The following is a 16,751-nucleotide window of genomic DNA, read 5'->3' on the forward strand; positions in this document are numbered from 1 at the left end:
CCCTTTTCTGCCCCGATCCTTGAGGACCGCCATGTTCAGCCGTGATTTGACTATTGCCAAGTACGACGCCGATCTCTTTGCCGCCATGGAGCAAGAAGCTCAGCGCCAGGAAGAGCACATTGAGCTGATCGCTTCGGAAAACTACACCAGCCCTGCGGTGATGGAAGCTCAAGGCTCGGTACTGACCAACAAGTACGCCGAAGGCTACCCGGGCAAGCGCTACTATGGTGGTTGCGAGTTCGTCGACGTGGTCGAGCAGCTTGCAATTGATCGAGCCAAGGAACTGTTCGGCGCGGATTACGCCAACGTTCAGCCGCACGCCGGTTCGCAAGCCAACAACGCCGTTTACCTGGCTCTGCTGCAAGCAGGCGACACCCTCCTGGGCATGAGCCTGGCCCACGGCGGTCACCTGACCCACGGTGCCAGCGTTTCCTCCTCCGGCAAACTGTACAACGCCGTTCAGTACGGCATCGACGCCAATGGCCTGATCGACTACGACGAAGTCGAGCGTCTGGCCGTTGAGCACAAGCCGAAAATGATCGTGGCCGGTTTCTCTGCCTACTCGCAGATCCTCGACTTCCCGCGCTTCCGCGCAATCGCTGACAAGGTCGGTGCCTACCTGTTCGTCGACATGGCCCACGTGGCCGGTCTGGTCGCCGCTGGCGTCTACCCGAACCCGGTTCCATTCGCTGACGTCGTGACCACCACCACGCACAAGACCCTGCGCGGTCCACGTGGCGGCCTGATCCTGGCACGCGCCAACGCCGACATCGAGAAGAAGCTGAACTCCGCCGTGTTCCCGGGCGCCCAGGGTGGCCCGCTGGAGCACGTGATCGCCGCCAAAGCGATCTGCTTCAAGGAAGCGCTGCAGCCTGAGTTCAAGACCTACCAGCAACAAGTGGTGAAAAACGCCCAGGCCATGGCCAGCGTGTTCATCGAACGCGGTTTCGACGTGGTCTCCGGCGGTACTGAAAACCACTTGTTCCTGCTGTCGCTGATCAAGCAGGAAATCTCCGGTAAAGACGCCGACGCCGCTCTGGGCAAAGCGTTCATCACCGTGAACAAGAACTCCGTGCCAAACGATCCACGCTCCCCGTTCGTCACCTCCGGCCTGCGCTTCGGTACACCGGCTGTGACCACTCGCGGCTTCAAGGAAGCAGAGTGCAAGGAACTGGCCGGCTGGATCTGCGACATTCTGGCTGACCTGAACAACGAAGCGGTGATCGACGCCGTTCGCGAGAAGGTCAAGGCCATCTGCAAGAAGCTGCCGGTATACGGCGCCTGATTGCACGGCTGAATCGCAGTAATAAAGAAACCGGCCAGTGATGGCCGGTTTTTTTTCGTCCGGGTTTTGGGCAATTCAGAAAGTTGCCAATTTGCGATTCGTTATGGTCGATACACCAGGTCAAACGGGTGAAAAGAAGGTCTGCCTGACGGCAGGCCGTTACCGGCCCGCACACAAAATATCTGACAGTCCCGGTATCGAATTCGCTGAAGATGTCAGGCCCTAATCCGCCGCCACCCGCGCAAAGCCCTCGCGAATCTTCTCTTCCGGCAAATCATCGGCAATGAACACGATTACGCTCTCTCGTGTTTCATCGTTTGCCCATTCGGTGTCCCAATCGAAGCCGTACAACTTCAGCACGCCCTGAAACACCATGCGGCGCGGCTCACCCAGAATGTTCAGCACCCCTTTGTAACGCAGCAGTTGCTTGCCATGGTCTTCCAGCAGTTCGTTCATGAACTCGCTGAGCTTGTCGATATCCAGCGGCTTGTCGGTGCGCAGCACCAGGCTGGAGATACGATCGATGGACGGCGCGTTGCTCACCGGGCGCAAACTCACGCCGCCACCGAGGTCGGCATTCAGGTTGAAACCACGCACGTCGAGCAACTCCGCCAGATCGATCTGGCCATGGTCGACGATACGGATAGGCGCACGACGGTTGATGCGGGTCAGGCGCTCGCTTAACGCGGTGAAGGTCGGCTCGTCCACCAGGTCGCGCTTGCTCACCAGCAAGCGGTCGGCGAAACCGATCTGTGCCTGGGCGATGGTTTGGGTCAGATGAATGTCGGCGTGCGTCGCGTCGACCAGGGTGATGATGCCATCAAGGATGTAACGCTCGCGCAGCTCTTCGTCGATGAAGAAGGTTTGCGCCACGGGTGCAGGATCGGCCAGGCCGGTGCACTCGATCACCAGACGGTCGAAGGCGATTTCGCCGCTGTCCAGGCGTTCGAGCAACAGGTAAAGCGCCTTGGTCAGGTCGGTGTGGATCGTGCAGCAGACGCAGCCGTTGGACAGCGTCATTACTTGCACCGGCTCATCACCCAGCAGTTGGGTGTCGATGCCGGCGTCGCTGAATTCATTTTCGATCACGGCGATTTTCAGGCCGTGCTCGGCTTTGAGCAGGTGGCGCAGCAGCGTGGTCTTGCCGGCGCCGAGGAAGCCGCTGAGGATCGTGACCGGGATTGGTGTGAGCAAAACAAAAATCTCCCATACGCTTAAAAAACTGTAGGAGCGAGCTTGCTCGCGATGAACGTCAACGATAACGCGTGCTTTCTGAATGCACGCGTTATCCATGCGTTCTTCGCGAGCAAGCTCGCTCCTACAACATCAACAACACTTCGGCCCGCCCTTGCCACCGTAACGAGCTTCCTGACGCTCCCGGAAGAACATCTCATAACTCATCACCGGTTTGTCCGGGTGTTTGGTTTGCATATGCTCGACGTAGTTGTCGTAGTCGGGCATGCCGACCATCAGGCGCGCGGCCTGACCGAGGTATTTACCGAGGCGACTCAGGTCATTGAACATGCTGCACTCCTCTATCAAGCGTCCGGCAGGGCCTGGAATGGCGATTCTTTATCCGTACGCTCTTTTTGACCCCAGGCGGCAATACCGACCTTGAGCGCATAGAACAGGATGCTGAAGACCACGAACAGGAACAGCGCCGTCAGCGTTGCGTTGGTGTAGGCATTGAAGATTACGTGTTGCATCTGAGTGATGTCCTTGGCCGGGGCGAGGATCTGACCGTTGGCCAGCGCATCGCTGTATTTCTTCGCCAGCGACAGGAAGCCAATCGCCGGGTTGGCGTCGAACAGCTTGATGAAACCGGCGGTGGTGGTGCAGATCAGCAGCCAGACTGCCGGCAGCATCGTGACCCAGACGTAGCGTTGGCGCTTCATTTTGATCAGCACGACGGTGCCGAGCATCAGCGCGATACCGGCCAGCATCTGGTTGGAGATGCCGAACAGCGGCCACAAGGTGTTGATGCCGCCCAGCGGATCGATTACGCCCTGGTACAGCAACCAGCCCCACATCGCCACACAACCGGCGGTGGCGATCAGGTTGGCGGTCCAGGATTCAGTGCGTTTCAGCGCCGGCACGAAGGAACCGAGCAAGTCCTGGAGCATGAAGCGTCCGGCACGGGTGCCGGCGTCCACAGCGGTCAGGATGAACAGCGCTTCGAACAGAATCGCAAAGTGATACCAGAACGCCATGGTGTTTTCACCCGGCAGGACACTGTGCAGGATCTGCGCAATGCCGACCGCCAGGGTCGGCGCACCGCCGGCACGGGCCAGGATGGTGGTTTCACCGATGTCTTTAGCCACCGCTTGCAGGGCTTCCGGGGTGATGGCAAAGCCCCAACTGCTGACGGTTTGTGCCACAGCCATTACATCACTGCCGACGACGGCAGCCGGGCTGTTCATGGCGAAATACACGCCCGGTTCGATCACCGAAGCGGCAACCATCGCCATGATGGCCACGAACGATTCCATCAGCATGCCGCCATAACCGATGTAACGAGCGTTGACCTCGTTATCCAACAGCTTCGGCGTGGTGCCAGAGGAGATCAGCGCATGGAAACCCGAGACCGCGCCACAGGCAATGGTGATGAACAGGAACGGGAACAGACCGCCCTTCCACACCGGGCCAGTGCCATCGATGAACTGGGTCAGCGCCGGCATTTTCAGCTCGGGCATGGTGATCAGGATGCCGATCGCCAACGCCACAATGGTGCCGATTTTCAGGAACGTCGACAGGTAGTCACGGGGCGCCAGAATCAGCCAGACCGGTAACGAGGCGGCCACGAAACCGTAACCGACCAGCATCCACGTAATCTGCACGCCAGTGAAGGTGAACGCCTTGGCCCACACCGGATCGGCGGCAATCTGCCCGCCCAGCCAGATCGAACCCAGCAGCAGCAACACGCCGACCAAGGAGATTTCGCCAATGCGACCCGGACGGATGTAGCGCATGTAGATGCCCATGAACATCGCAATCGGGATGGTCGCCATGACCGTGAAAATACCCCAAGGGCTTTCAGCCAAGGCCTTGACCACGATCAGCGCCAGCACGGCGAGGATGATGATCATGATCAGGAAGCAGCCGAACAGCGCGATGGTGCCGGGGATGCGGCCCATTTCTTCGCGGACCATGTCGCCCAGGGAGCGGCCGTTGCGGCGGGTGGACATGAACAGGACCATGAAGTCCTGAACCGCACCGGCCAGCACCACGCCGGCAATCAGCCACAGCGTGCCGGGCAGATAGCCCATCTGCGCCGCTAATACCGGGCCGACCAAAGGCCCGGCGCCAGCGATGGCCGCGAAGTGGTGGCCAAACAGAATGTGCTTGTTGGTCGGGACGTAGTCCAGACCATCGTTGTTGAGCACGGCGGGGGTGGCCCGTCGCGAGTCGAGCTGCATCACATTGTTTGCGATGAACAGACTGTAATAGCGATATGCAACCAGATAGATGGCCACAGCGGCGACCACAATCCACAAAGCGTTGATCGCCTCGCCTCGGCGCAACGCCACTACACCAAGGGCGCACGCTCCTACGATTGCCAGCAGCAGCCAAGGTATGTGGCGTGCCAGGCTATTATTATTTTTCATTTTTTTATTCCAGCCAGGGTGGACAAGAAAGAAAGCCACCCCGAGTTTAGCTCGCCTGACGGCAAAGGCCATACTCGACATTGGTCTGGACGATTCTCCCGGCTGGCAGGCTTTAGCAATGCGGGTCTATAGTCAGCGGACATTCAGAGGATTGCGCCATGAGCGAACACCCTGCCGATCGCCGCCGCTTCAAACGTATTGCGTTCGATGCCCGAACCGAGCTGAGCCAAGGAGAGTTCATCTGGCCAGTGAAGCTGATCGACCTGTCGCTCAAAGGATTGCTGATCGAGCGCCCCGAGCCGTGGCGGGGAAATCCAGAGCAGGATTTTTCAGTCGATATTCATTTGAGCGAAGACGTCGAGATCAAGATGGATGTGCAGCTGACACACGAAGATGACGGCCAGCTCGGTTTCGTATGCCGGCACATCAGCCTGGAATCCATCGAGCGTCTGCGGCGGTTGATCGAGTTCAATCTGGGCGATCCGCAGGAGCTGGAGCGCGAGTTGGGCGCGCTCATCGAAACTTGAAGGCCCGCTCCCACAGGAACGGCGTTCAACCAAGACTTATTCGAACAATGCGTCAAGGGCCTGTTCAAGACGCGTAACCGCAATAATCTGCAACCCCGGCGGCGCCTCCTTCGGCGCATTGCCTTTGGGCACGATGGCCCGTTTGAAACCGTGCTTGGCGGCTTCTTTCAAACGCTCCTGACCGCTGGGCACCGGCCGCACTTCGCCAGACAAACCGACTTCGCCGAACACCAGCAGATCGTGAGGCAATGGCCGGTTGCGCAAACTGGACATGACCGCGGCCATCAGCGCCAGGTCGGAAGCGGTTTCCAATACCTTCACGCCACCCACCACGTTGAGGAACACATCCTGATCATGGGTCGGAATGCCGCCGTGTCGGTGCAGTACCGCGAGCAACATCGCCAGCCGGTTCTGATCCAGCCCCAGCGTAACCCGACGGGGGTTGGCCAGATGGCTGTCATCCACCAGCGCCTGAACTTCCACCAGCATCGGCCGGGTCCCTTCCCACGTCGCCATGACCACACTGCCCGGTACTTCTTCCTGAGCACGCGTCAGGAAAATCGCCGACGGGTTGGAGACTTCCTTCAGACCCTTGTCGGTCATGCCGAACACACCCAGCTCATTGACTGCGCCGAAACGGTTTTTCACCGCCCGCAGCAAACGCAAGCGCCCGTCGGATTCACCCTCGAAATACAGCACGGTGTCGACCATGTGCTCAAGCACTCGCGGCCCGGCCAATGCGCCCTCTTTCGTCACGTGGCCGACCAAAAAAATCGCCGTGCCGCTCTGCTTGGCGTAGCGCACCAGCAATGCGGCGCTCTCACGAACCTGGGACACTCCGCCCGGTGCCGACTGCAGTTGTTCGGTGAAGATCGTCTGAATCGAGTCGATCACCATGACCTTGGGTTTTTCGACCCGCGCGGTGGCGATGATGGTTTCGATACAGGTCTCGGTCATGACCCGCAGTTGATCCTGCGGCAACCCCAGACGCCGGGCGCGCATGGCCACCTGTTGCTGGGACTCTTCGCCGGTGACATACAGCGCCGGCATGCTTTTGGCGAGGTTGCACAAGGTTTGCAACAAAATGGTTGATTTGCCGATGCCGGGATCACCGCCGATCAGCACCACCGAGCCGTCCACCAGACCGCCGCCCAAAACGCGATCCAGCTCACTGGAGGCGGTGGAAAAGCGCGGTATTTCTTCAACGCTGACTTCGGCCAGGGTCTTGATCTGCGACTGTTGGCCGGTCCAGCCGGTGCGACCGCTGGGGGCAGCAGCACCGCCGCTCTCGACCATGGTTTCGGTCAGGGTATTCCAGGCCCCGCACTCACCGCACTGGCCGGCCCACTTGGGGAAGGTTGAGCCGCACTCGGTGCAACCGTACATGCGTTTAGCCTTGGCCATCTGAACTCCCGGCAAAAGACGCGATGATAACTCAGCTGGACTGGATCGGCGCGAAGCAGTTGCCTGATGAATCTTCAGTTGTAACTTTTGGACTGTCTAACGTAACCATCGAGTAACAGCCTACAAAATTTGTACAACTTTGCGTATCGAAAACCAATTCAGTTGTGGATCAGACCAATTAACAAAAAACCAAAAGCTGTACAAACCTTTTGTATATCGACAAGTGAACGTACAACCTAATACCTACAAGTAATCTCGACAACTTAATGGCAATTTGGTGGCGCGTACAATTTCCCGACGCCTGGACTTATACATTCAAACTAAGGATGTAAAACTTCTGAGCAATAGTGCTCCTTACAACAAACCACTTTGCATTCGACTGAGCCCCATTCCAAACTTCCAGCCCCCCCCTTACTTGCACAAACCCGAGGCGAATGAGTGACGGACAATTGCTTGCACCTGCGCTCGGCTTATGAAGCAGCATGGACACATCGCGCTGGGATGATGGCGTTTTGTAAACTTTTTTCCGATGACCCGGTCGATAGCAGGCAAGCTCTGTAAGCAGTTGTTTCGGGCGAGAAGCCTTTAGCTGATTTACACTGCGCTACCAACCTCATCTGTAACAAGGAAATAACCTATGGGCGTGATAAATGAGTTCAAGGCCTTCGCGGTCAAAGGCAATGTGGTCGACATGGCCGTCGGTATCATCATCGGCGCCGCCTTCGGCAAGATCGTTTCGTCGTTTGTCGGTGACGTGGTCATGCCGCCAATCGGTCTGCTGATCGGTGGGGTGGATTTCAGTGACCTGGCCATTTCGCTCAAGGCCGCCAGCGGTGACGCCCCCGCAGTTGTGCTGGCGTACGGCAAATTCATCCAGAGCATGATCGACTTCATCATCGTCGCGTTTGCGATCTTCATGGGCGTCAAAGCCATCAATCGCTTGAAGCGTGAAGAGGCCGTTGCGCCAACGCTGCCGCCTGTTCCCACCAAGGAAGAAGAGCTGCTGAGCGAGATTCGCGATCTGCTGAAGGCCCAGAACAATCAGCCTGAGTGACGTGATGCAGTCAGGAACGGCGCCTTCCGGGCGCCGTTTTCTTACCAGTAGTTTTCCACCGCTACCTGCCCGGGACGTCGACTGAGGCTCAAGTGCATGTCGCGCTGTTTAAGCAGTTTGCGCGTGTCATCGATCATCTGCGGATTGCCGCAGAGCATGACCCGCGAATGCTCGGCCGTCAGTGCCACACCCGCCGCCCGCTCAAGTTCGCCACTGTCTATCAGCGTCGTGATCCGTCCATTCAAGGCGCCCGGATGCGCCTCGCGCGTGACGGTGGCGATGAACTGCAGCTTGTGTGCGTACTCGGCCAGATAGTCACGTTGCGCCAGACCGTGGATCAGCTCCTGATAAGCCAATTCCCGGGCTTCACGCACGCTGTAGACCAGGATGATCCTTTCGAATGTCTCCCAGACTTCGAAGTCCTGCAGGATCGACAAAAAAGGCGCCACGCCGGTGCCTGTGGATAACAACCAGAGATCACGTCCGTCAACAAAGCGGTCAAGCGTCAGGTAACCAAAGGCCTGGCGGTCAACGAGAAGAGTATCGCCCACGCCCAGCCGACTCAATTCACTGGTGAACTCGCCCCCCGGCACCACAATGGAAAAGAACTCGATGAACTCGTCATAAGGTGAAGAGACCATGGAATAGGCACGCCACACAGTGCTGCCATCGGCCTTGGTGACGCCGAGCCGGGCAAACTGCCCCGCACGAAAACGGAAGCCCGGATCCCGAGTTGTGCGCAGAGTGAACAGATTCGGGGTCAATGGCTGGACGTCGAGCAGGGTCTGGCGTGTGAATTTTTCTGCGCTGGCGGTCATGGGGCGCTCCATTGAACAGGTGGCTCCAGTGTCCCGCAAAAAATGTGATTTAAACACGGACGGTTTGTAGTGCCTTTGAGGAATATCAAACAGCAAACATCCCTTTTCACATTTTTACACCATCCAGTTAAAACACTGAAAAGCGGTCAATTACATTAAGTTCGACATCCCTACCAGTCTCGACCTTTATTAGAACTGGATATTTAGTTTTAATACACTAACAAAGCTAAAAAATCTCACTTGCATGTAGGATTCATCCTACACTCGGTTTGTGCTGGATCCTGGATCCAAGTAGCACCCCCGAGAAGATAGAGTGGAGATACATTATGAAGCGGTGGAAGGAATCGCAGCTTACCCAACTGGCGTGCACCACGGATTTAGAAACGGCGTACCGTATTGCACTTAGATTCGCGAAAAATATTGGCTTTAAATTTTTCGCCTTTTCAACTACTTATCAAACCAAAAGCAATCAATGCAATACCGTCCGACGCAACAATTACCCTCCCGACTGGAACCGGACATATGAGCTAAAGAATTTAAGCTCGATAGACCCGGTAGTAGCCCACTGCCACCAGTCCATGCTGCCGATTCTGTGGAGCCAGGAGCTTTTTCACAAAGCGCCATCGCTCTGGGAGGCGCTTGAAACACAAGGTTTGCAGCACGGCCTGTCTCAATCGTTGCATGACGAAGAGAACGGCCTGTGCAGCATTCTGAGCCTGGCGAGGAGCCATTGTCCGATCACAGCGTTGGAGCTGTATGAAAATCTCGGTTTTTCCGTGTTTATGTGCCGTCATCTGCATGAATTGGTTGCTCAATCGCTGCCCAAGCACCTGACGAAACCTTCACCCCCCCATCTGTCTCCTCGCGAAATCAAAGTACTGGAACTGGCGGCAGTCGGCAAGACGGCGGATGAGAGCGCCAGAATTCTCAATCTCAGTGCACGAACCATACACTTCCACATTCAAAGCGCCATCGAGAAGCTCGGCGTCAACAACAAGATTTCGGCAATCATCACTGCCATCAAGGCCGGCCTTCTGGACAGCACTTCGATCCGTTGATCATTAAAACCTGCGAGTAATCCAAAAGAAAAAAACGTACCATCTGCGACGCCTCCAAGTGTTGACGTGGGAACCTTCACGGCGCAGTACACTCGGACGGTCTCGCCCGCTACAACGCCCCTGAGCCGCGGGATACCCGTTGATTACCCAGAGCCCCACCCCATGCCTTTGCTCGAAACACCCTTCGCCCGACTCGACCTGATCCGCCAGCCCGAACAGCAGGGCGAGCCGCTGCAAGCGTTTGATGCCGCCGACGAATACCTGCTCAATCATCTGGCCGAACAGCAACCGACCGTGAACACCCGAGTGCTGGTGCTCAACGATAGCTTCGGCGCGTTGGCCGCCAGCCTGGCAGGCAAGGTTCAGGTGACCACCAGCGGCGATTCGTTCCTGGCCTTTCAGGGGCTGGAAAAGAACCTGATCCGCAACGGCCAGGCATTTGATGCCGTGCCGAGCGTTCCTGCCAGCGAAGCAGTCACCGGCCCGTTTGACCGGGTATTGATCCGGGTACCCAAAACCCTGGCCTTGCTGGAGGAACAACTGATCGGCCTGCAAAACCAGTTGGCGCCTGGCGCCCAAGTGGTTGCTGCGGCCATGATCAAGCATCTGCCACGGGCCGCCGGGGATTTGCTGGAACGCTACGTCGGTCCTGTGCACGCATCATTGGCAGTAAAAAAGGCTCGATTGTTGATAGCTGCCGTTGAGGCCAAAGCCCCCGCGACGTCTCCTTACCCCACCCGCTATCGACTCGACACGCCGCCCATCGAACTGCTCAACCACGCCAACGTGTTTTGCCGGGAAGGTCTGGACATCGGCACGCGGGCGTTTCTGCCGTACTTGCCGACCAACCTCGGCGCGGCGCGGGTCGCCGACCTCGGTTGCGGTAACGGTGTTTTGGCCATCGCCAGTGCTTTGCAAAACCCCGAGGCGCACTACACGTTGGTGGACGAGTCCTTTATGGCCGTGCAATCGGCCGCGGAAAACTGGCGCGCAGCGCTGGGTGATCGGGAGGTGATTGTGCGTCCCGGTGACGGTCTGGCCGGGCAGGAACCACAATCATTGGACGTGGTGCTGTGCAACCCGCCGTTTCATCAGCAGCAAGTGGTGGGTGATTTTCTGGCCTGGCGGATGTTCCAGCAAGCTCGGGAAGCGCTGGTGGTGGGCGGCGCGCTGTATATCGTCGGCAATCGTCATCTGGGTTATCACAGCAAGCTGGCGCGGTTGTTCCGCGGCGTTGAACAAGTGGCGGCCACACCGAAGTTCGTGATCCTTAAAGCCCGAAAATAATTCCCGGGCAAAAAAAACCCTCCTGCGCAGGAGGGTTGTAAATCCGTGCCGCAAGGCATCGGGATGGGATCAGGTGCGAAGCCTCAGGGCGTCGACAGGCCCGCTGCATTCATGAACATGCGCATCAGACTCGCGACGATGAACAGCGCCACCACGCTGCCGGTCCAGATCATTGCCAGCCAGCCGAGTCGCTGCCAGAGCGGTTTCTTCTCTGCTGCTTCGATTTCCTGCAAGGAATGTTTGCCAGCCATCATCGTGATCTCCTCTTGAATGGCGCAGGTCTCAGCCCTGCGCCATCGCCGTGTGCGCTAGTGATAGCCATCTTCGTGGGTGACCTTGCCGCGGAACACGTAGTAGCTCCAGAAGGTGTAACCCAAAATAAACGGGATGATGAACAGCGTCCCCACCAGCATGAAACCCTGACTCTGCGGCGGTGCGGCGGCGTCCCAGATCGAGATCGACGGTGGCACGATGTTCGGCCACAGGCTGATGCCCAGGCCGCTGTAGCCGAGGAAGATCAGCACCAGGGTCAGCAGGAACGGCGTGTAGTTCGCATTGCGGGCCACGGCACGGATCAGACCGTACATGGTCACCAGCACCAGTATCGGTACGGGCAGGAACCAGAACAGATTCGGCAGCGTGAACCAGCGCGCAGCGATTTCAGCGTGGGTCAGCGGCGTCCAGATGCTGACGATGCCGATCACCGCCAACACCACAAAGGCCAGCGGCCGCGCCAGGTTATGCATCTGTTCCTGCAACTTGCCTTCGGTTTTCATGATCAGCCAGGTACAGCCGAGCAGCGCATAAGCCACCACCAACGCCACGCCGCAGAACATTGTGAATGGCGTCAGCCAGTCCAGTGAGCCGCCGGCAAACTGACGGTTGACCACCGGCAGCCCATCGATAAACGCACCCAACGCAACACCCTGAAAGAAGGTCGCGGCGACCGAGCCGCCGATGAACGCCTTGTCCCAGAGGTGACGCTTGTCATCCTTGGCCTTGAAGCGGAACTCGAACGCCACACCGCGAAAGATCAGCCCGATCAGCATGAAAATCAGCGGCAGGTACAGCGCCGAAAGCACCACCGAGTAGGCCAGTGGAAAAGCACCGAACAACGCCGCACCACCCAGTACCAGCCAGGTTTCATTGCCGTCCCAGACTGGCGCGACGGTGTTCATCATCACGTCACGGTCGGTCTTGCCCGGGATGAACGGAAAGAGAATCCCGATCCCGAGGTCGAAACCGTCCATGACCACGTACATCATGATGCCGAAGATGATGATCACGGCCCAGATCAGCGGAAGATCAATACCCATGATTCAAATCTCCTTTTGCAGGCTGGGGTCGTGGTCGGCGTCAGCGGAATCGTCGGCTGCGGACAGCGGACGGGCCGGCGTGCGTTTCTTGCCTGGACCACCCTCGGGCGTTTCCTCGCCTTCGTCGATCTTCGGCCCTTTGCGCACCAGGCGCATCATGTAGCCCAAACCAGCCCCGAACAGCGCAAAATAGACCACGACGAACAGGATCAACGTGATGCTCATCTGCATGAAACTGTGATTGGACGAGGCGTCTGCCGTGCGCATCAAACCGTAAACGACCCAAGGCTGACGGCCGATTTCGGTGGTAAACCAGCCGGCGAGAATCGCGATCAGGCCGGAAGGGCCCATCCACAATGCCAGGTACAGGAAGGGTCGCGAGGTGTACAACCTGTCGCGTTTACGTAGCCACAGGCTCCACAGCCCGGTGAAGATCATCAGCAAACCCAGGCCGACCATGATCCGGAACGACCAGAACACGATGGTCGCGTTCGGCCGGTCTTCTGGCGGGAAGTCCTTGAGCGCCGGCACCTGTTTGTCCAGCGAGTGCGTGAGGATCAGGCTGCCCAGGTACGGAATTTCAACGGCAAATCGGGTCTTCTCGGCTTTCATGTCCGGCCAGCCGAAGAGGATCAGCGGAGTCGGTTCATCGCCGTGATTTTCCCAGTGGCCTTCGATCGCGGCAATCTTCGCCGGCTGATGCTCAAGTGTATTCAGCCCATGGAAGTCACCGATGACAGCCTGAATCGGCGCCACGATCAGGGCCATCCACATCGCCATCGAGAGCATGGTGCGGATCGCCGGGTTGTCCTTTCCGCGCAGCAAATGCCAGGCCGCCGAGGAACCGACAAAGAACGCCGTCGCCACGAATGCGGCCGTTGCCATGTGCATCAGGCGGTAGGGGAATGAAGGGTTGAAGATCACGGCAAACCAGTCGGTTGGAATGACTTGGCCGTTAATGATTTCGAAGCCCTGCGGGGTTTGCATCCAACTGTTGGAAGCGAGAATCCAGAAGGTCGAGATCAGCGTCCCGATGGCGACCATGACCGTGGCGAAAAAGTGCAGGTTGCGCCCGACCTTGTTCCAGCCGAACAGCATGACCCCGAGGAACCCGGCCTCGAGAAAGAAGGCCGTCAGTACTTCGTACGTCAGCAACGGCCCGGTCACCGAACCGGCGAAGTCCGAGAATCGGCTCCAGTTGGTGCCGAACTGATAGGCCATGACCAGCCCGGAGACCACACCCATGCCGAAGTTGACGGCAAAGATCTTCGACCAGAAGTGGTACAGGTCGCGGTAGGTATCGTTGTGGGTTTTCAGCCACAGCCCTTCGAGTACCGCCAGGTAACTCGCCAGACCGATGGTGATGGCCGGGAACAGGATGTGGAACGAGATGGTGAACGCAAACTGAATTCGGGCGAGATCAAGCGCCTCCAAACCGAACATAAGTCTTCCTCTGTCAGGTAATACCGGCTGAAGGCTTGCGGCCTGCACCCACTTCCCCCACGGATATGGAGTGTGGCGAATTCGAATTCGTTCTTCTTTTTACAACATCACACGTAGGGAGTCTGGCCGTCAGGCCGCCGGATCAATTCCAGAAAGGTTTTGATCTGGATCAAGCATGGCTAAAAGAGTAGTCCGGTTTTCGGCGATGGATGGTGTGGTCTTTTGCCGCGTGACAGGTTGCCTCAGCCACGGCAATCAGTCGCAACACCTTTCCCTGTGGGAGCGGGCTTGCTCGCGAAAGCGGTGTGTCAGCAACCAAAGTGCTGACTGATCCACCGCTTTCGCGAGCAAGCCCGCTCCCACAGGAAATTTCCGCGCTTCCGGGATCAGTGTCTAGCTAACTAAATTCCCCGCCCCCTGCAACTTCTGGTTACAGGTTGGTGATAATCTCGGGTCTCCCCCTCGCACTAGATTTGCCTCCGATGCCCAGCCAAGCGCCCTTGCTGTTACGTCATCACCGCCCTTTCATTGCGTTCTGGCTGGCTCGGGTGTTTACCGCCAGCGGCTTTCAGATGCTCACGGTCGCCATTGGCTGGAATCTGTATCAGTTGACTGGCAACGTGCTGGATCTGGGCCTGGTCGGTCTGGTGGAATTTACCCCACGGGTGCTGTTCATGTTGCACACCGGGCATGTCGCCGATCGCTATGACCGCCGCAAAGTCGCGGCCATCTGTCAGTCACTGCAGGCATTGATTGCGCTGACGCTGGCGATTGGCGGCGCGACCGGCCACGTCACCCGGGAAATGATCTTTATCCTCGCGTTTCTGCTCGGTGCCGCGCGCTCCTTCGAGATGCCCACCACCCAAGCGCTACTGCCGAGCATCGTTCCCCCTGCGCTGTTCCCCCGCGCTGTCGCCGCTGCACAGTCGGCGCAACAATCGGCAACCATTATTGCCCCGGCTCTCGGTGGTTTGTTGTATGCCTTCGGCAGCGTCTGGGTCTACGGACCGACCGTGATCTTTTATGTGATCGCCTGTCTGTTGATGCTCAACCTGCCCGCCCGGCAAACACCGCTGAACAAAGGCAAGGCGACCCTGGATTCGCTGCTGGCCGGTATCCGTTTCATTCGCAGCCGCCCGGACATTCTCGGCGCGATTTCCCTCGACCTGCTTGCCGTCCTGTTGGGTGGCGCGACGGCACTGCTGCCGGTGTTCGCCAAAGACATTCTGTTGACCGGGCCGTGGGGGTTGGGCCTGCTGCGTTCGGCGCCGGCCGTCGGTGCGTTGCTTATGTCGCTCTGGCTGGCGCGTTTCTCAGTGGATCGCAAGGTCGGTCGAGTGATGTTTACCGCTGTCGGTGTGTTTGGCGTCGCGACCATCGCGTTTGGACTGTCGACTTCGTTCTGGTTTTCCTTGGCCGTGTTGGTGGTGTTGGGCGCGGCAGACATGATCAGCATGGTGATCCGCGCATCCTTCGTGCAATTGGAAACCCCGGATGAAATGCGCGGCCGAGTCAGCGCTGTCAACGGCCTGTTCATCGGCGCTTCGAATCAATTGGGCGAGTTCGAATCCGGCCTCACCGCCCACTGGTTTGGCACCGTGCCGGCGGTGGTCATGGGCGGCATCGGCACGCTGGTGGTGACGGGGGTGTGGATCAAGCTATTCCCGACTTTGGCCAACCGTGATCGCATGCATGTGCCAGCGGAAGAAGCGAGGGTTTGAAGCAGGGGTAGAGCACAAATTTGCCGACCGGGTGCAATACATAAATAGTGCATTGAGTGTAATGTAACGCCTTACACTCGACCCCTGATCAAATCCTTTCAGCACAAAGGCCTTCGCGGCTTCTACGAAACAGGTTCGACGCGTGGAATCCGGGCGGACCATGCAAAACGTCTGTCGCGAATGTTGCAATTCATGGACCGCGCAGCAGTACCTGGTGACCTCGACCTGCCGGGATGGCGGTTGCACCCGCTCAAGGGCGAATTGACCGAATACTGGTCATTGAGCGTTTCGGGAAACTGGCGGGTTTTTTTCGTTTTACCGGTTCGGATATCGAACTGGTCGACTATCTGGACTACCACTGACAGGAGGCAGGACATGCCCTTGCACAACCCGCCACATCCTGGCGAAACACTTTTACTGGATGTATTGCCCGAGCTGGGCATCAGTGTGACGGAATTGGCCCGGCACTTGGGATTCGCGCGCCCGCATCTTTCGCGGGTGCTGCATGGCCACGCGCCGATAAGTCCGGACCTGGCGGTTCGTCTGGAGCGAGCCGGGATTGGTAAGGCGCGGATGTGGCTAGGGGTTCAGACCGACTACGATCTCTGGCAAGCAGAGCACCGGGAGCAACCGGTCATCAAACCCCTTGCTGTTCACGCCTGACACCTTCTAAACCACCAACTCCCTCACCACTGTCGCCCGAGTGGCCTTGCCGCAGAGCTGTTCCACCAGCGTCAGAGCGAACTCCAGTGCGTCCCCCGAACCTTGCGCAGTCACGCAATTGCCGTCGACCACCACGGGTTGGTCGACGAAGTTGCAGCCCAACAGCTGATGACTGGCCGAAGGCAGGCAAGTCATCCGCCGCTGACGCAAGACACCAAAGGACTGCAACGCCAACGCCGGGGCTTCGGCGATGCCGGCGAACAGACGACCGGCCGCCGCCTGATCCTTGATCAATTGTTGCAAGGGTTGGTGGGCGGTCAGATGTTGCGCGCCGACCGCACCGCCGGGCAGCGCGATCAAGTCGAACGGTTGAGCCAGCAAGTCCACCAGCATCGCATCGGCCGTCACTCGGGTGCCACGGGCACAGGTGAGCATGCGCCGTCCCTCGATGCTCGCCACCACCACTTCCACCTTGGCGCGGCGCAGTACATCGATCAGCGTCACTGTTTGCAGGTCATCGATGCCCTCGGCGAGGGTAATCAGAGCTCTAAAGGTCATGGGTACAGTCCG

Annotated in this window: 16 protein-coding genes and 1 pseudogene; 8 read left to right on the forward strand and 9 right to left on the reverse strand. The window is 58.3% G+C overall.

The features are described from left to right. Positions 1–31: 31 nt before the first annotated feature. Positions 32–1,285: a serine hydroxymethyltransferase gene (gene glyA, locus ACYZT9_RS23075; RefSeq protein WP_462007562.1), complete on the forward strand. Its 1,254-nt coding sequence runs from the start codon at positions 32–34 to the stop codon at positions 1,283–1,285. Positions 1,286–1,507: 222 nt separating this feature from the next. Here glyA and yjiA read toward each other — a convergent pair whose 3' ends face one another. The 3 genes from yjiA to ACYZT9_RS23090 all read right to left on the reverse strand — a co-directional run bounded on the left by yjiA (position 1,508) and on the right by ACYZT9_RS23090 (position 4,890). Then, entirely contained in the window at positions 1,508–2,479 is a 972-nt protein-coding gene (gene yjiA / locus ACYZT9_RS23080; protein ID WP_462007563.1) for a GTPase, read from the reverse strand. A 132-nt stretch (positions 2,480–2,611) separates the two neighbouring features. Then, entirely contained in the window at positions 2,612–2,809 is a 198-nt protein-coding gene (locus ACYZT9_RS23085; RefSeq protein WP_007895266.1) for a YbdD/YjiX family protein, read from the reverse strand. 14 nt (positions 2,810–2,823) lie between these two features. Continuing rightward, positions 2,824–4,890 carry a carbon starvation CstA family protein gene (locus tag ACYZT9_RS23090; RefSeq protein ID WP_462007564.1) on the reverse strand — a complete coding sequence of 689 codons (2,067 nt, stop codon included), beginning with the start codon at positions 4,888–4,890 and terminating at the stop codon, positions 2,824–2,826. Positions 4,891–5,048: 158 nt separating this feature from the next. On the opposite strand from ACYZT9_RS23090, the gene ACYZT9_RS23095 reads away from it, so the two are divergent. After that, the gene (locus tag ACYZT9_RS23095) at positions 5,049–5,417 is read left to right on the forward strand and encodes a PilZ domain-containing protein (protein ID WP_462007565.1); all 369 of its coding nucleotides are present in this window, start codon (positions 5,049–5,051) and stop codon (positions 5,415–5,417) included. Between the two features lie 36 nt (positions 5,418–5,453). Here ACYZT9_RS23095 and radA read toward each other — a convergent pair whose 3' ends face one another. Beyond that, positions 5,454–6,821 (reverse strand): DNA repair protein RadA, encoded by a 1,368-nt coding sequence (gene radA / locus ACYZT9_RS23100; RefSeq protein ID WP_462007566.1) that lies wholly within the window; start codon positions 6,819–6,821, stop codon positions 5,454–5,456. Between the two features lie 637 nt (positions 6,822–7,458). Here radA and mscL point away from each other — a divergent pair. Next, positions 7,459–7,875: a large-conductance mechanosensitive channel protein MscL gene (mscL, locus tag ACYZT9_RS23105; protein ID WP_462007568.1), complete on the forward strand. Its 417-nt coding sequence runs from the start codon at positions 7,459–7,461 to the stop codon at positions 7,873–7,875. A 41-nt stretch (positions 7,876–7,916) separates the two neighbouring features. Here the strand turns inward: mscL and ACYZT9_RS23110 are convergent, their stop codons facing one another. After that, positions 7,917–8,693 (reverse strand): ferredoxin--NADP reductase, encoded by a 777-nt coding sequence (locus tag ACYZT9_RS23110; protein ID WP_462007569.1) that lies wholly within the window; start codon positions 8,691–8,693, stop codon positions 7,917–7,919. Between the two features lie 326 nt (positions 8,694–9,019). On the opposite strand from ACYZT9_RS23110, the gene ACYZT9_RS23115 reads away from it, so the two are divergent. Next, positions 9,020–9,751, forward strand: coding sequence for a helix-turn-helix transcriptional regulator (locus ACYZT9_RS23115; RefSeq protein WP_462007570.1), 732 nt, complete (start codon positions 9,020–9,022; stop codon positions 9,749–9,751). A 162-nt stretch (positions 9,752–9,913) separates the two neighbouring features. Continuing rightward, entirely contained in the window at positions 9,914–11,038 is a 1,125-nt protein-coding gene (locus tag ACYZT9_RS23120) for a methyltransferase (RefSeq protein WP_462007571.1), read from the forward strand. An 83-nt stretch (positions 11,039–11,121) separates the two neighbouring features. Here the strand turns inward: ACYZT9_RS23120 and ACYZT9_RS23125 are convergent, their stop codons facing one another. Genes ACYZT9_RS23125 through ACYZT9_RS23135 form a run of 3 tightly spaced genes read right to left on the reverse strand, consistent with a single transcriptional unit; the run spans position 11,122 to position 13,797 of the window. Beyond that, positions 11,122–11,292 carry a DUF2474 domain-containing protein gene (locus tag ACYZT9_RS23125; RefSeq protein WP_462007572.1) on the reverse strand — a complete coding sequence of 57 codons (171 nt, stop codon included), beginning with the start codon at positions 11,290–11,292 and terminating at the stop codon, positions 11,122–11,124. 54 nt (positions 11,293–11,346) lie between these two features. Beyond that, positions 11,347–12,354, reverse strand: a complete 1,008-nt coding sequence (gene cydB / locus ACYZT9_RS23130) for a cytochrome d ubiquinol oxidase subunit II (protein ID WP_462007573.1) — start codon at positions 12,352–12,354, stop codon at positions 11,347–11,349. Between the two features lie 3 nt (positions 12,355–12,357). Continuing rightward, positions 12,358–13,797 (reverse strand): cytochrome ubiquinol oxidase subunit I, encoded by a 1,440-nt coding sequence (locus tag ACYZT9_RS23135; protein WP_462007574.1) that lies wholly within the window; start codon positions 13,795–13,797, stop codon positions 12,358–12,360. 482 nt (positions 13,798–14,279) lie between these two features. Between ACYZT9_RS23135 and ACYZT9_RS23140 the strand changes: the two genes are divergently transcribed. From ACYZT9_RS23140 to ACYZT9_RS23150, 3 genes and pseudogenes are all read left to right on the forward strand, one after another. Beyond that, positions 14,280–15,518 carry an MFS transporter gene (locus tag ACYZT9_RS23140; protein WP_462007575.1) on the forward strand — a complete coding sequence of 413 codons (1,239 nt, stop codon included), beginning with the start codon at positions 14,280–14,282 and terminating at the stop codon, positions 15,516–15,518. A gap of 84 nt (positions 15,519–15,602) precedes the next feature. Next, positions 15,603–15,880: pseudogene (locus tag ACYZT9_RS23145) on the forward strand (type II toxin-antitoxin system RelE/ParE family toxin). Positions 15,881–15,893: 13 nt separating this feature from the next. Then, positions 15,894–16,181 carry a HigA family addiction module antitoxin gene (locus tag ACYZT9_RS23150; RefSeq protein ID WP_462007576.1) on the forward strand — a complete coding sequence of 96 codons (288 nt, stop codon included), beginning with the start codon at positions 15,894–15,896 and terminating at the stop codon, positions 16,179–16,181. Between the two features lie 6 nt (positions 16,182–16,187). Here the strand turns inward: ACYZT9_RS23150 and ACYZT9_RS23155 are convergent, their stop codons facing one another. After that, the gene (locus ACYZT9_RS23155) at positions 16,188–16,739 is read right to left on the reverse strand and encodes a DJ-1 family glyoxalase III (RefSeq protein WP_462007577.1); all 552 of its coding nucleotides are present in this window, start codon (positions 16,737–16,739) and stop codon (positions 16,188–16,190) included. Positions 16,740–16,751: the final 12 nt, after the last annotated feature.

This window comes from Pseudomonas sp. ZT5P21, from assembly GCF_054897785.1.

Excerpts from the sequence above, each read along its gene's own strand:
- glyA (WP_462007562.1), top strand. The coding sequence starts at position 32 with ATGTTCAGCCGTGATTTGACTATTGCCAAGTACGACGCCGATCTCTTT.
- ACYZT9_RS23085 (WP_007895266.1), bottom strand. The coding sequence starts at position 2,809 with ATGTTCAATGACCTGAGTCGCCTCGGTAAATACCTCGGTCAGGCCGCG.
- ACYZT9_RS23090 (WP_462007564.1), bottom strand. The coding sequence starts at position 4,890 with ATGAAAAATAATAATAGCCTGGCACGCCACATACCTTGGCTGCTGCTG.
- ACYZT9_RS23095 (WP_462007565.1), top strand. The coding sequence starts at position 5,049 with ATGAGCGAACACCCTGCCGATCGCCGCCGCTTCAAACGTATTGCGTTC.
- radA (WP_462007566.1), bottom strand. The coding sequence starts at position 6,821 with ATGGCCAAGGCTAAACGCATGTACGGTTGCACCGAGTGCGGCTCAACC.
- mscL (WP_462007568.1), top strand. The coding sequence starts at position 7,459 with ATGGGCGTGATAAATGAGTTCAAGGCCTTCGCGGTCAAAGGCAATGTG.
- ACYZT9_RS23110 (WP_462007569.1), bottom strand. The coding sequence starts at position 8,693 with ATGACCGCCAGCGCAGAAAAATTCACACGCCAGACCCTGCTCGACGTC.
- ACYZT9_RS23115 (WP_462007570.1), top strand. The coding sequence starts at position 9,020 with ATGAAGCGGTGGAAGGAATCGCAGCTTACCCAACTGGCGTGCACCACG.
- ACYZT9_RS23120 (WP_462007571.1), top strand. The coding sequence starts at position 9,914 with ATGCCTTTGCTCGAAACACCCTTCGCCCGACTCGACCTGATCCGCCAG.
- ACYZT9_RS23125 (WP_462007572.1), bottom strand. The coding sequence starts at position 11,292 with ATGATGGCTGGCAAACATTCCTTGCAGGAAATCGAAGCAGCAGAGAAG.
- cydB (WP_462007573.1), bottom strand. The coding sequence starts at position 12,354 with ATGGGTATTGATCTTCCGCTGATCTGGGCCGTGATCATCATCTTCGGC.
- ACYZT9_RS23135 (WP_462007574.1), bottom strand. The coding sequence starts at position 13,797 with ATGTTCGGTTTGGAGGCGCTTGATCTCGCCCGAATTCAGTTTGCGTTC.
- ACYZT9_RS23140 (WP_462007575.1), top strand. The coding sequence starts at position 14,280 with ATGCCCAGCCAAGCGCCCTTGCTGTTACGTCATCACCGCCCTTTCATT.
- ACYZT9_RS23150 (WP_462007576.1), top strand. The coding sequence starts at position 15,894 with ATGCCCTTGCACAACCCGCCACATCCTGGCGAAACACTTTTACTGGAT.
- ACYZT9_RS23155 (WP_462007577.1), bottom strand. The coding sequence starts at position 16,739 with ATGACCTTTAGAGCTCTGATTACCCTCGCCGAGGGCATCGATGACCTG.